Source organism: Chryseobacterium sp. ISL-6, from assembly GCF_018613715.1.
Lineage (GTDB): Bacteria > Bacteroidota > Bacteroidia > Flavobacteriales > Weeksellaceae > Chryseobacterium > Chryseobacterium paludis.
In genome coordinates this window covers 607,143-621,972 of the sequence record NZ_JAGGPT010000005.1, presented here as the reverse complement: position 1 = coordinate 621,972, position 14,830 = coordinate 607,143, and the positions used below count along the sequence as shown (strand labels likewise).

Sequence of the window (14,830 nt, the reverse complement as noted above, 5' to 3'; positions counted from 1 at the left end):
CTTTTTAATTAAATTTTTCCATCTTTGAAAAAACAAAGAAACCTTCCATCAAAGTGAAAGGTTTTCTTTATAAAGAATTTTATTTTTTTAATGTGCTTCCAGCCAGTTGTTCCCTACTCCAACTTCAACCAATAAAGGAACCTGTGTTTCAATGGCACTTTCCATTTCTGTTTTGATTAGTTTTGAAGCAACTTCAATCTCGTCAATTGGAGATTCAAATACCAATTCGTCATGTACCTGAAGTAACATTCTGGTCTTAAGTTTTTGTTGGTCCAGTTGCTGATCAATTTTGATCATTGCCATCTTTACTACATCAGCTGCACTTCCTTGTACTGGAGCATTAACAGCATTTCTTTCTGCGTGGCCTCGTACAACGAAATTGTTAGAGTTGATATCTTTTAGGTGGCGTTTTCTGCCTAAAATAGTTTCCACATAACCTATCTCACGTGCGTTTTTCACCTGCTCGGCCATATATTCTTTCAACTTTGGATAGGTCTCAAAATAGGCCTCGATCATCTGCTTAGCTTCTGATCTTGATAAGCCAGTTTGTTCAGCCAATGCAAAAGCACCCTGACCATAGATGATTCCAAAGTTTACCGTTTTAGCCTGACTTCTTTGTGTTTTTGAAACTTCCTCTAAAGGAATTTTAAACAATTTTGCCGCTGTAGAAGCGTGAATATCTTCACCATCCTGGAATGCTTTGATCATATTATCTTCCCCGGAAATTTCAGCGATTAAACGAAGTTCAATCTGTGAATAATCGGCAGAGATAATTTTCTTTCCTTCTCCTGAAACAAATGCTCCACGAATCTGTTGTCCTCTCAGGGTTCTGATCGGAATATTCTGCAAATTCGGATTCACACTTGCCAAACGACCTGTTGCCGCAGTTGTCTGAGAGAAGTTGGTATGTACACGCTCATCCTTATCAATCTGAGATGGCAACGCATCTACATACGTTGATTTCAGTTTCTGATAAGTTCTGTATTCAAGGATATATTTTATAATTTCATGCTTTGAAGACAATTTTTGTAAAACATCTTCAGAAGTTGCATACTGTCCGGTTTTAGTTTTCTTAGCTTTTGGATCGAGCTGCATTTTTTCAAATAAAATTTCACCCAATTGTTTTGGCGAGTTCATATTGAATTCTTCACCAGAAAATTCAAAAATCTTAGACTCTAATTCTCTTAGATCATTTTCTAAATCAATACTTTCCTGAGCCAGCCACTTTTCATCGAGAGAAATTCCTTCAAGTTCCATTTTAGCTAAAACTTCCATCAAAGGCATTTCTATTTTAAAGAACAGATCTTCCAGATTCTCTTTCTTCAATTGGGGAGCAAAAAGTTCATACAACTGGAAAGTAACATCTGCATCTTCTGCAGCATAATCCGTTTGTGTCCTTAAATCGGCATCCCTGAAAGTTCCCTGATTTTTCCCTTTCTTTCCGATAATGGTTTCAATAGAAACTGGCTTATAATTTAAGTACACCTCTGAAAGATAATCCATTCCATGTCTCCCATCCGGACTCAGAAGATAATGGGCAATCATCGTATCGAACATTGCTCCTTTTACAGTGATGTCATATTGTTTTAAAATTTTATAATCGAATTTCAGATTATGGGCTACTTTCAGTAAATCTTCTTTCTCAAAAAACGGTCTGAAAATCTCCAATGTCTGTAGCACCTCACCTTTATCTTCTGACAAAGGAATATAATAGGCCAATCCTTTTTTATAGGAGAAACTCATTCCTACCAATTCAGCTTCCAACTCGTTTAAAGAAGTTGTTTCTGTATCGAAACAAACCACTCTTTGTTTCAATAAATTATTAACAAGAATTTTTTGAGCTTTTGGATTATCGACGAATTGATATAAGTGCTCATTATGTTCTATAGTTGCTTTTGTAGAAGTTGCCTGATCGAGCTCTTCATAAGTAGCAAACAGATCAAGCTGGGTAACCTGACCTTTAACAATAGTTCCTTTTGATGTTTCAGATACCTCAACCTCTGCGACTACTACAGTTTCTGTAGGAGCAAAAGCACGATACAGATTTTCATACAATCTTCTGAATTCTATTTCATCAAAAACTTGTTTTACTTTTTCAAAATCCGGAGTTTCAAGATCGTATTGTTCCTGATGGAATTCGATTGGAGCATCACAAATAATGGTCGCTAATTTTTTAGATAAAATTCCTCTTTCTGCCGAAGCTTCTATTTTCTCTTTTAATTTTCCTTTTAACTGATGAGTATTAGCCAGAAGGTTTTCAATGCTTCCATATTCTTTAAGGAATTTCATAGCTGTTTTTTCTCCTACCCCTTCCAACCCCGGAATATTATCCACAGCATCACCCATCATCGCAAGAAAATCAATGACTTGTTTTGGATCTTCAATTTCATATTTGGCTTTCACTTCCTCTACACCCAAAATTTCAATATCTCCACCTTTTAAACCCGGTTTATAGATTTTAATTTTATCTGTAACCAGTTGGGCAAAGTCTTTATCAGGGGTTACCATGAAAGTAGTATATCCTTCTTTTTCCGCTTTACAAGCAATAGTCCCGATCACATCATCAGCTTCGTAACCTTCTACTCCTAAATTAGGAATATGCATCGCTTCTAAAATCTTATGGATATATGGAACAGCAATTTTAATAGCTTCCGGAGTTTCACTTCGATTGGCTTTATAGTCGGCATAATCATCAGTTCTTACACTTGCTTTTCCAACATCAAACACAACGGCTAAATGGGATGGTTTTTCTCTTCTGATCAATTCGATCAAAGAATTGGTAAAACCAAAAATAGCAGAAGTATCTACTCCCGTACTCGTTAGCCTTGGATTTCTAATTAATGCGTAATATCCTCTGAAAATCATCGCATAAGCATCGATGAGAAATAACCTTTTATCTTGAGTTGCGTCCATATTTTCTATAATGAACAAATATAAGAAAATAGGAATATTTATGTTCTACAATTTGAGTTTTAAAAAATAAAAAAAAGACCTTAAATGAGATCTTTTTATTTAATTCTTCTTCCTTATGGATTGTAATTCAGATATGGATTATTGATTTTAAATTCATAATTAAATAGTTCCTCATTGGAAAGTTTTAAAAGGCCTTTAATATACTCAGGCAAAGATTCACCAAATTTGTTATTATAGGAACTCGTTTCCTGAATAGCACCGTTGCTCATTTCTACCGATTTAAGATAATCATTATTATAAACTATACTGACTACTGCTATGTTCCCATTTTCATCATATTCTTTTGAAATACCAAACATCACGTTTCCTCTGTTTTCATTGGTTTGTTCTATATCCCCGTTTGAATTATAAAGATGTTCAATTCCATTTTTATAGCCATTCTTATATTCAGCCTCAGATTCTATATCATCATTAAATCTCACATAAATCTCACCAGTAAAAGGTTTTTTGAATTCTTCATCTAAAAAATAGATAGCATATCCGTTAATATCATTTTTAGTGTATAAACGGTCATCAATATCTTCAAATCTGAATTCTACATTATTATTAATCATAAATTTATTAATTATGTCCATGGGTGTTTATTCCATCAGTTAAGAATCCACAATGTGGGCATCTTACTTTAGGCGGTGGCGTTCCGCCATTATTTTTAATCGCATTATTTTGTAAATCTCTATTATGAAGATCCATCTCTCTGATTGAATTTTCATCCACTGGAAGCCCTGCTTCTCGTCTAGCTTTTAACGCCTGATCATAAGCTCTGATTTCTGAATGTGCGGCCAATCTGTTGTCGGCGGTTTCAGGAAGTTCTATCTCACCATTTTTAATTTTAGCCTCATATTCTGCGACTTTCTGTTTAATAAGTGGATCAGCACCTCCTAATTCTGGAGGATCACTTAGCCATTTTTCATAGGCAGCTTTACCTGTAACATTATTTTTAAAGTTTTGTCCATAAAAAGTTTTTCCAGTCACCGGATCATATACTCCGGATAAACAAGGCCCCCTTTCTTTCGCACTTTGAGTTTCTACAATTTCTTTAGCCTTAGCTTCAGTATCTGCTATTAATTTGTCACTTGGTTTTTGAGGGGTGCTTTCATAAGCATCTCCTTTTTTGTTTTCTCCAGAATTATTATGTCCTTCATCTCCTTGACCCTTATTTCCATTTGCACCCTCATCTTCTGGAGTCTTATTTCCTTCTTCTTTTGGCTGTCCTTCCTCTTCAGGGCTTTGATTTCCATCTTCATCTTTTGGTTGGCCTTCATCTTTATTGGTATTGTTACCATCTTTATCAGAAGGTGTATTTCCATCTTTATCACCCCCTGTATTAGGCTCTTCAATGGGAGCAGGCCCTTTTGCCCGTATATTAAGCAAATATAAGAAAAGAAGATAATCTGATGGATGTGCCTGTCCTGAAAATATACGCTTTCCCATACCTATTTCCGGTACGCCTCCGTTAACTAAAGCGGCTCCGGCATCTCCGGCATCCTGTACATTTCCATATGCGTGTTCATTGGCTAAAGAATTAAGTCCAAAAAGAGCTCTGCTTCCACCCCAGATCCCGGTGAAACTTCCGGCAACATTCGATAAAACACTTGAAAACGTTGGTGCTGCTATTGCTAATGATCCTCCAGCCAGACCTGATACCAGAAAACCTCCGGCACCGACTGCAGCGCCACCCAGTGCACAGCCTGCTAATTGAGTAACATAGTTAAAACCTCCTAAAGCCAAAGCATGACCCCAGCTTTTTATCTCCGGAGCAAATTTTACAACCCCTCCAATAGAACAGGTCATTGTTCTGTTTCCTGTAATACCCGGAGTACCTGTAAGAAGAAGGTTATCTTTACTTCCATCCCAGGTCCTGGCAGTAGCATTTTTTTGTCCACATTTCAATGCACCATCAACTGCGGCAATAACACCTCCAGCGACTCCTGCTGCGGCACCAATAGCCATCATTCCGATAAGACCAATGGCAGCAACTCCGCCTGTACCTACAATTAATGCTACAACAACCACAACGGCAACAGCCGTTAAAAGAGCTGCCCAAAGCATATTCTTTGTACATCCGAAATCTATCCAGCTGCTTGTAGCAGTATCTGCTACAGTAATGTAGACTTCGCCTGAACTTTTTTTATTACTTTTTCTGGTTCCTTGTAATTGAGCGGGCATTGCTCCACTGGAACACATCCAGAAATCTTTTTCTGTGATAATTTTGTTTCCCATTTCTGATCACCTTCCCCAATTAATGTTGTCTAAATTATATACAATTTTATCCTATCACTTATCTGAATGCAGATAAATTTTATATTCAATTCTTCCAAATTTGCTGTGTTATTAGAAGATCAGACAATTCCTTACGTTCCCCAAGAATACTCTTTTATTAAGAAATTTTATTTTACTGTCTTCTATCTTATAAACGAGTCCAAAAGAATATCCGGAATCTTCATCTACATTATATACTTGAGAAACGATGGCATCGAAACTGCCATCATTAAGTTTAATATTATTTTTATAGATCAAAACGACTGTTTCTTCACCGATGTCCTCTATTTCTTCTTCTGCCATTTCTATAGCTTCATCCAAAGAATCAGCTACCATTTTTTTGATACTTTTTTCACCAAAGTAAATAAACGGGGAGAAATTAATACCATTTTGAATATTTTCAATGGCTACTTCTTCTGCTTTTTCCACTTCAGACTGTAACTCTTGTTCTAAATCTTCGAATTCCATGTGCCTTTATTTTATGATTTTTATTTTAATAGGTGGTGGGCTCTTTAGCGCTTCTTCCAGAGCTTTTGATGGCCCTTTATCTTTAAATACCCATTCGACATCCCATCCATTCTCTGCAAGTTTTTTATCAAAGTCCACTTCTGCTTTAATATCTTTATCGTAAGGAACTTTTTTACTGGAGTAATCTTTTACTTCAACAGCCTTTTTGTTTGCGGCATCTCCAATATCTAAATTTCGGGTTTCCTGTCCTTTTTTCACCTGAACCGGATTTCCATTTTCATCGATCTTCATTGGAACCTCTCTTTCTCCCCATCCTATTTCTTTTTGATATTCATCTGCAGATTTGTTCCCTTTTTTTGCATTCTTCATATTTGCCTCATAACGGTTGCTCCATTCTTCATAAGATTTTTTATTTTTAACCTTAGGATTATTTTGATAAGCTTCCCATCTTGCTGCTTTATGTTCTGGTGAACCCGGTTCTGGTTTTGAAGGTTTTGGTTTTTTAGGTGGAATACTTTTTCCATCAGATTCAGCAAAAGCATCTCCTTTACCATCTTTCTTAGGCTGAGCCGGTTCATTCTCATTTTTATTTGCTGTAACCCCTTCATCTTCGGGCGTTTTTTTATTTTCTTCTTTTGATTGTCCTTCTTCTTTATTGGTATTTCCATCTTTATCAGAAGGTGTATTTCCATCCTTATCACCTCCTGCATTGGATTCTTTTATAGGAGTAGGTCCTTTTGTCCGTATGTTTAACAAATATAAGAAAAGAAGATAATCTGAAGGATGCGCCTGTCCTGAAAATATACGCTGACCCATACCTATTTCCGGCACGCCTCCGTTAACTAAAGCGGCTCCAGCATCTCCGGCATCCTGTACATTTCCATATGCGTGTTCATTGGCTAAAGAATTAAGTCCAAAAAGAGCTCTGCTTCCACCCCAGATCCCGGTGAAACTTCCGGCAACATTCGATAAAACACTTGAGAACGTTGGTGCTGCTATTGCTAATGACCCTCCAGCCAAACCTGATACCAGAAAACCTCCGGCACCGACTGCAGCGCCACCCAGTGCACAGCCTGCTAATTGAGTAACATAGTTAAAACCTCCTAAAGCCAAAGCATGACCCCAGCTTTTTATCTCCGGAGCAAATTTTACAACCCCTCCAATAGAACAGGTCATTGTTCTATCGCCGGTAATACCTGGAGTGCCTGTAAGAAGAAGGTTATCTTTACTTGCATCCCAGGTTCTGGCAGTAGCATTTTTTTGTCCACATTTCAATGCACCATCAACTGCGGCAATAACACCTCCGGCAACTCCTGCTGCGGCACCAATAGCCATCATTCCGATAAGACCAATGGCAGCAACTCCACCTGTACCTACGATTAATGCAACAACAACCACAACGGCAACAGCCGTTAAAAGAGCTGCCCAAAGCATATTCTTTGTACATCCGAAATCTATCCAGCTGCTTGTAGCGGTATCTGCCACGGTAATGTAGACTTCACCTGAGCTCTTTTTATTACTTTTCCTGGTTCCTTGTAATTGAGCAGGCATGGCTCCACTTGAGCACATCCAAAAATCTTTTTCTGTAATAATTTTATGTCCCATATCACAGTTTTTTTAGAATTTGTTTTCTCCTATGGGCTTTTATTCTATTTCTATCATTAATCAATTGATGCTCGATACCATAACCGATTTTTCTGATAAATTTTTCTTGTTCCTTTTCATATTCTTTCTCAATGAATATGAAAAAACTTCTAATACAGTTTTTCTTATCGGATTTTAAAATAAATCCGAAACTATAGTTTCTTATAGAAATACCTTTAATATAAGATCTTACATCAGGAATTCGCTGTATTGTGTTCATTCGACATTTTATATTTAAAAATTTCGTCGCTATAAAATGTATATTTCAATTTTGTATAAAGATTTTCAGGATCAGCAATTTCTTCTCTGGTCAAAGAAGCTTCTATAATCCGCCCTGTATATTGATCTACTCTGTATATTCCTTTTTCCTGCAATGCTGTTTCCAGTTTTGAGACATCGATCTGATTGGAAAATTGAATGTAGGCTCTGTTATAAAATCCTATATTCAATAAAACAGAAGGTTCTCCAGAAATTTCCACAATCATTTCATCTGAAGACAGCAAAGGATTACTTATATTTTTCAGATCGAAACTCCAATGCACGTTAGCAGAATTAAAGAAGTTTAATGCATTTCCTTTATAATTTCCTGGAATCTTTCTCCCATAAATTTTATTGAAATACATAAGGAAAAATTCATTATTCTGAATGCCTTCCATTAATTTCGTCTCATCTTCAAAAATATTATCGTTGAGAACAATAGCATTTTTAATGTCGGGATTAATTTCTGCAATCTTCTCCATTTCAGCTCTTGTTTGCTTCCATTTGGATCGAATAATATTCATATTGAGTACCTCCGTTACCTTACCTTCAGTGTTTACTTTTAAATATAATTCATTATACAATCTTGAAAAAGCATTTGTTAAAGCCGCTACTTCTTTAATTAATGGATTATTTGCTTCCAGTAAAATATGATCCAGCAATATTATTTTTATTTCGATATGATCTTCGTTTATTTTTAAAACTGTAAAATCCCACCTTAACTGTGAACGGGAAGTCATATGTACGTTTACAGCTTTAATATCTGAATCTATTATTAAAGTATATTGTTCAGAAAATGTATTCTTTATTTTAAGAGAATCACTCATATTTATATTTAATTAATAAAGGCATCTCCACCATCTATTTTTGTCTGACCGCCTCCAATATGATTGGCAGGAGAAGACACATCAATTCCTTTTGAAGCTGAAAGACCTATTCCTTCACCACCAATTCCAATTATTTTTCCACTGAGAATAATGGTTCCATCAGATTTTAACGTAATTGAACTCGCTCCTGTTTTAATGGTAACATTCGTATCGCATTCCAGAGAAATGTTTCCGGCTTTATCCATAGAAAACATAGAATTTGAACCACCGCCGTCTTTACTTCCAACGTTGATGGTATTTTTACTGCCTGTATTTACTGTATTATTATTTCCTACTTTAACTGTTTTATCATTATTGGCATTTGTTGTTGCATTTCCAGCTCCATCAAACTTCATATTAGCTCCTCCTTGGTCCGTTAAAAAGACAGAACCTGCACCATCATCCAATTCCAGTTTATTTCCACTTCTACTACTTAAGCTTTTGATATTATTTCCGGCTCCGCCACCACCTCCAACACCACCATGGAACATTCCGCCCATTACAAAAGGACGGTCGGGATGCTGATGAACGAAGTTAACGATTACCTGATCTCCTACTTCCGGAATAGCCATAAATCCCCGGTTTTTACTTACTTTATCACTGCCACCTGCATCCGGAGTCATCACTCTGATAAATTCTGTAGTCGTAGATCCGTTTTGCCAGTCGAATTGTACCTGTACCCGGCCTTGGTTCAGGGGATCTGTATTTGAAATTACTTTTGCAAATTGAGCTTCCGCTTTCGGAGCCACGAATTCCGGACGCGGAATAAATCCCGTATCAGAAGCAATAGCATCAAAAGTACCGGTATAATATCCTCTGGCATCAACTTCATGATTCACCTCCGTGATCATTAATTTCGTAAAATAAGAGGTCTGATTACTATCTGTTTTACGCATTTCTATATCTGCAATACATCCAGGATACAGAAACGGAACTGTGGTATTCCCAGAGGTGATGAAAACATCAGAAGCTTTACTTCCCGCAGTTCCTTTTTGGGAAGCATCAATATCCATAAACGAAGAAGCTTTAATAGGTGCTACTCGAAGTGATGGTGTCGTAAAAGTTTTCTCGGAAATTTCATATGCTCTTTTAGCAATATCTGAACTGTGATTTATTTTTGAATTGCCTGTTGTTAATTTTTCGTTTTTACTGCTGTTATAGCCATAAAAAGTAGGATTAACGTGCTGGGCTTTCATCCTGATCTTTACGTCGTTTACACTACTTCCGTAAGTGAGTTTAATAGGTTTTTCCTGTGGTGGAAGTTTTCCGAAATGCAACACTTCTCCATCATAATAGAATTGCTCTCCATATGCCTCAGCCATTCTTGCAAGGTAATTATAGTGGGTTTCTTCATATTGGGAGCTATAAGAGACATTTCCGTGTTGTGAATCGACTCTGAAATCAAATTTATTTTGTCCCAGACCTTCTCTGATTACCTGATCGGCAATACTATTCAAACTTATTTCCTGAGCTCCTCCAAAACTTTGAATATGTGGAGCTGCATCTAAAAGAACAGTAGGACTGGATCCTGTAAGCACAATATTTCCGAGACTTCCTTTCTCCTGACTAAAACCGACTTCAGTGATAACTCCAACAAAACTTCTCTCAGGACCGTCCTCAACATCTTTGTATTTGAATACTACTGTGATTCGTTTTCCTAAGAAATTCTGTGCTTCTTCCAGATTATGGTTTTCAGCACTACCTAGAGTATCGTGAGCAAGCATCAGATCAAATTCATGATGCTTTATTGCACTTTGTCGTAATTTAAAATGTTTGAAATGCTTAACGATTTTTCCCTCGATTATAATCTCAAGTTTTACAACCCGATTAATACCCATTAACTGATTTTCAGGGATCGCATTAGCATTATGAATTTTAGAGGTAGGTTGTTTCGACCATACTTTATCTTCTACAATTGAAGGAGTATTAGGTTGTAAAACCTGGTTCATAAAAAGGTTGGAACCATTCTGAACCATACCGGAATAAGCTTGTGCCTGAGCCAGCTTTTGAGTTACTTTTTGAGTCTTACCGCTTGTTTTTTCTTGTATTTTTTCACTAGCTTTTTGTATCGCTTGTGTTTTGGTTGTATCTCCTAATTGTTCAATTGGGCTCTTTATATTTTTTGGAGCTGGCATTTTTGACGATTTATCATCCTTAAACATAGCCTTAGTATTTAGGTTTATATAACTGGTGTTACGAATTCAAATATCTGATTATTGTTCAGATAACTTTCTCAATTCTATCTAAAGCAAAATCACAAACATCTAATTAACAGATATATATGAAAAATTATTAGATTAACGTATCTCAAAACGAAAAAACAGAATAGTCAACTCTAGACGAGTAAACTATTCTGTACCAATTTTATTTTTACTAAGATGATTCGGATTATTTACCGCTTCCACCTGGCCATACTCCTTCGTATATACCATTACCGTAGTCGATTTTCTCTGCACTTACGATAAAGCTGATCAACATACTGTTTTCGTCAACAGCATCGAAGTCTACTTCGTGTTGGATTACATATCCATTCTCCCACTTCAAAGTAATTAGAGTTCCTTCTTCGTGAGATTTATTGAATGTAACTTCTCCAGTTGTTGGCTTATACTTACCATTTAATAAACTTTCTAAGATATCAGATTTCTCTGTAGCTTCGATCGTTAATTTTATAAGTGCGTTTGATGGATCTGATGCTACACGTCCTGAAACGTCTGTAGATCTGGAAACACTGTAGTTAAGCTTTAAAAGTTTTTGACCTTCGCCTCCGTTGAATTTTAAAATTCCTCTTGAATTTGCTGCCATGATTTGTAAATTTTAATCGTTAATATTTTGTGATGTGGTGTTCAATTATGTAGCAAATATATACTCCTAATTTTAAAGCTGAAAGTTTTTAAAGGGTAATCTGAATTTTTGTAGTAATTCTACGATTTGGTGTAGTAATTCTACTACTTTAGAAATAAATAAACTCATAAACAACTGTAAAACAATGCATTAAATATACAAAACACACGTTACACAATTTTTTTTTAACACTAAACAGAGAAATATTAACAAAAATTTAAGACAATTTTACATTTCATTATGATTAAGTGAAAAAATTCTGTTTTAAGTTTTAAGAATAAGAAAACAAAAAAGCTATGAAAATTCACAGCCCGATATCTCAATAATCAAATCTTAAAAATCGTTGATTTTTTCCCTATTGTTTTTCGTACGAATCATGAAACTCTCTTTCGGTTTTGAAGATCCTTACACTATCCACTGGAAAAGGTTCTCCGTTTAGGAACACTTGAAAAATACTATTGTCAGGGGCTATCTTAAATTCTAAATTTCCTTTGTTTCCAGATTTTTTAAATGCTTCATTCGCTTTTTCCCAGTTAAAGAATGCCCTCCCAATATATTGTTGATCTTTTCCGGTTTCCCATGTAAAATTTAATTCTTCAGGAACAGCACGTTCTTTAACGGGAATATTATTAATCCATGGACGAAGCATCACTTCTGTTTCACCATTGTAATATCTTAAGTTCATTTCAAAATTTTTCAAACCCTTATTTTCAGAGGCAATGACGGGTTTCCATGGATATTTACTTCTGTAATCTTCCCATTTTTTGGGGCTAACCTCTAAAAACCTTTTCTTTTTCATTTCTTCTCTGCTAACAGATAAATCGGCAAAGAATTTCTTTTCTAATTCTCTATCATCTTTAATAACTTCCGATTGATATTTACCCAGTTCAATCTGGATAATTCCAAAGCGCAACCAGACAACAACCATCCCTTTCGGGGCGAAACCAAAAACTAAGGTTGAAAAGCTGCTATATGGATTTTCTGCACTTCCATAATGCTGAAATCTGCCAAGATCTTTGTATTCTTCAAGAGGTTTTTTATATAAAGAAGATTCTCCCTCTGCATAGGCACGCTTCATATAATCTTTGATTTTATCTTCAGGAAAATCCACTTTCAAATGATAAAAAGTGTCTTCGTATCTTGAAAAATAGATAATATCTGCTCCTATTGGGGTTCCATGTTGTTCTGTCCAGCCTTTTCCAGACGATCCCCAGGAACCAGAAGAACTTCCGTATGGCAAAGTTGCAAAATCTCCTTCTATTGTTGGAATTTTATCTTTGACTGGTGTTATAATCAAATCATTATTTGGGCTGCTTATTTCAACATGGAACTCAGGAAGTCTTTCTTCTTTCATTTTCTGGCAACTGAGTAAATGAAAGAAAAGCATTAGATATAATATAAAAAACTTCAATTAAAACTATTTATAGGATTCATGAAATTCTCTTTCGGTTTTGAAGATCCTTACACTATCCACTGGAAAGGGTTCTCCATTTAGGAACACTTGAAAAATACTGTTGTCAGGGGCTATTTTAAATTCTAAATTTCCTTTGTTTCCAGATTTTTTAAATGCTTCATTCGCTTTTTCCCAGTTAAAAAATGCCCTCCCAATATATTGTTGGTCTTTTCCGGTTTCCCATGTGAAATTTAATTCTTTAGGAACAGCACGTTCTTTAACGGGAATATTATTAATCCATGGACGAAGCATCACTTCTGTTTCACCATTGTAATAATCAAGGTTCATATCAAATAACCGAAGTCCTTTGTTATCTGAGGTAATTAAAGGCTTCCAAGAATATCGGGTTCTATAATGATCCCATGTTAAAGGTAATGCTTCAGGATTAAGATCTCTTTTTTTAACTTCATCTCTGGTCATACTCAAATTAGCAAATAGTTTCTTTTCCAGCTCTTTATCATTTTTTATCACTTCCGCCTGAAATCTACCCAATTCTATTTGTACCGCTCGAAAACGAAGCCAAACTACAACCATTCCTTTTGGTGCAAATCCAAAAACTAAAGTTGAAAAACTGTTGTAGGGGTTTTCTGCACTTCCGAAACTTTCATTTCTCCCTAAATTTTTATACTCCTCAAGTTCTTTTGTATACAAAGAAGCCTCACTTTGAGCATAGGCTCTTTCCATATAATCTTTTACTTTATCTTCGGGAAAATCTACTTTCAGACGGTAAAAAGTATCTTCATATCCTGCATAGTAAGTAATATCTGCCCCTATAGGAGTTCCGTGTTGCTCTGTCCAGCCTTTTCCAGATGTGCCCCATTCTCCCGATGTGCCGCCATATGGTAAATTTGCGGGAATTCCTTCAAGAGTAGTAATCTTATCATCAACAAACTCTATACGGTATTGATTAGCCGGCGCACATATTTCTACATGAAATTCGGGTACTTCTTTTTCTTTCATCTTTTGACAGCTGAGTATATGAAAGAAAAGCATTAGATATAATATAAAAACCCTCAATTAAAACTACTTATAGGATTCATGAAATTCTCTTTCGGTTTTGAAGATCCTTACGCTATCTACTGGAAAAGACTCTCCATTAAGATATACTTGAAATCCACTATTGTCAGGGGCTATCTTAAATTCTAAATTTCCTTTGTTTCCAGATTTTTTAAATGCTTCATTCGCTTTTTCCCAGTTAAAGAATGCCCTCCCAATATATTGTTGATCTTTTCCGGTTTCCCATGTGAAATTTAATTCTTTTGGAATGGCTCTTTCTTTTATCGGAATATTATCAACCATGGGACGCAATATCACTTCTTCCTCTGCATTAAAATAGCTCAGATTCATTTCGAACAATCTTAAATTTTTATTTTCAGAGGTAATGACTGGCTTCCAAGAATACTTTATTCGATAATCATCCCATTCTTTTGAGCTAATCTCTAAAAACCTTTTCTTTTTCATTTCTTCACGCGTTACAGATAATTTGGAGAAAAATTTCTTTTCGAGTTCTTTATCATCTTTTACTTTTTCGGCCTGAAATCTACCCAATTCTATTTGAACAGCCCTAAATCTTAACCACACTACCACCATCCCTTTTGGTGCAAAGCCAAAAACTAAAGTTGAAAAACTATTGTAAGGATTCTCTGCACCGCTAAATTTTTCATCTCTTCCCAAGTTTTTATACTCCTGAAGTGGGTTAGAATAAAGAAAAGCTTCTCTTTGAGAGTAAGCACGCTGCATATAATCTTTTATTTTTTCAATAGAAAAATCAGCCTTTAAATGGTAAAATGTATCTTCATATCTCGAGAAATAAGTTATATCTGCACCAATAGGCGTTCCGTGCTGTTCAGTCCAACCTTTTCCAGATGTCCCCCATTCCCCAGATGTACTTCCATAAGGTAAACTGGCAGGAACTCCTTCTAAAGTTATTATTTTATCTTCAACCGGACTTACATCCATATCATTTTTAGGGTGACTTATTTCCACCTGAAATTCTGGCAACTTCTTTTCTTCCATTTTCTGACAGCTAATATTTTGAGTAAGGAGCGTAAAAAAAAACAAAAATCTT

General features: G+C 35.7%; 12 protein-coding genes. All 12 read right to left on the bottom strand.

Going from position 1 to position 14,830, the window contains the following annotated elements; genetic code table 11:
* Positions 1-87 precede the first annotated feature (87 nt).
* Positions 88-2,913 (bottom strand): DNA polymerase I, encoded by a 2,826-nt coding sequence (polA, locus tag J7E44_RS10590; protein ID WP_214829136.1) that lies wholly within the window; start codon positions 2,911-2,913, stop codon positions 88-90.
* A 113-nt stretch (positions 2,914-3,026) separates the two neighbouring features.
* Positions 3,027-3,527: a hypothetical protein gene (locus J7E44_RS10585; RefSeq protein ID WP_214829134.1), complete on the bottom strand. Its 501-nt coding sequence runs from the start codon at positions 3,525-3,527 to the stop codon at positions 3,027-3,029.
* 7 nt (positions 3,528-3,534) lie between these two features.
* Positions 3,535-5,193 (bottom strand): ICP22 family protein, encoded by a 1,659-nt coding sequence (locus tag J7E44_RS10580; RefSeq protein WP_214829132.1) that lies wholly within the window; start codon positions 5,191-5,193, stop codon positions 3,535-3,537.
* A gap of 111 nt (positions 5,194-5,304) precedes the next feature.
* Positions 5,305-5,700, bottom strand: a complete 396-nt coding sequence (locus J7E44_RS10575; protein ID WP_214829130.1) for a hypothetical protein — start codon at positions 5,698-5,700, stop codon at positions 5,305-5,307.
* Between the two features lie 6 nt (positions 5,701-5,706).
* A complete protein-coding gene (locus J7E44_RS10570; protein WP_214829128.1) occupies positions 5,707-7,305 on the bottom strand; it encodes a hypothetical protein in 1,599 nt (532 codons plus the stop codon).
* A gap of 1 nt (position 7,306) precedes the next feature.
* The gene (locus J7E44_RS10565) at positions 7,307-7,564 is read right to left on the bottom strand and encodes a hypothetical protein (protein WP_214829121.1); all 258 of its coding nucleotides are present in this window, start codon (positions 7,562-7,564) and stop codon (positions 7,307-7,309) included.
* Positions 7,539-8,429: a hypothetical protein gene (locus J7E44_RS10560; RefSeq protein ID WP_214829120.1), complete on the bottom strand. Its 891-nt coding sequence runs from the start codon at positions 8,427-8,429 to the stop codon at positions 7,539-7,541. Before J7E44_RS10560 ends, J7E44_RS10565 begins: the two co-directional genes overlap by 26 nt.
* Before the next feature lie 8 nt (positions 8,430-8,437).
* On the bottom strand, positions 8,438-10,603 hold the full coding sequence (locus J7E44_RS10555) for a type VI secretion system Vgr family protein (RefSeq protein ID WP_251040548.1): 2,166 nt from the start codon (positions 10,601-10,603) through the stop codon (positions 8,438-8,440).
* Positions 10,604-10,856: 253 nt separating this feature from the next.
* Positions 10,857-11,270 (bottom strand): type VI secretion system tube protein TssD, encoded by a 414-nt coding sequence (gene tssD, locus J7E44_RS10550; protein WP_214829116.1) that lies wholly within the window; start codon positions 11,268-11,270, stop codon positions 10,857-10,859.
* A gap of 394 nt (positions 11,271-11,664) precedes the next feature.
* Positions 11,665-12,663, bottom strand: a complete 999-nt coding sequence (locus tag J7E44_RS10545; protein WP_251040547.1) for a DUF2931 family protein — start codon at positions 12,661-12,663, stop codon at positions 11,665-11,667.
* Between the two features lie 63 nt (positions 12,664-12,726).
* Entirely contained in the window at positions 12,727-13,722 is a 996-nt protein-coding gene (locus J7E44_RS10540; RefSeq protein ID WP_251040546.1) for a DUF2931 family protein, read from the bottom strand.
* A 63-nt stretch (positions 13,723-13,785) separates the two neighbouring features.
* Positions 13,786-14,778 (bottom strand): DUF2931 family protein, encoded by a 993-nt coding sequence (locus J7E44_RS10535; protein ID WP_251040545.1) that lies wholly within the window; start codon positions 14,776-14,778, stop codon positions 13,786-13,788.
* Positions 14,779-14,830: the final 52 nt, after the last annotated feature.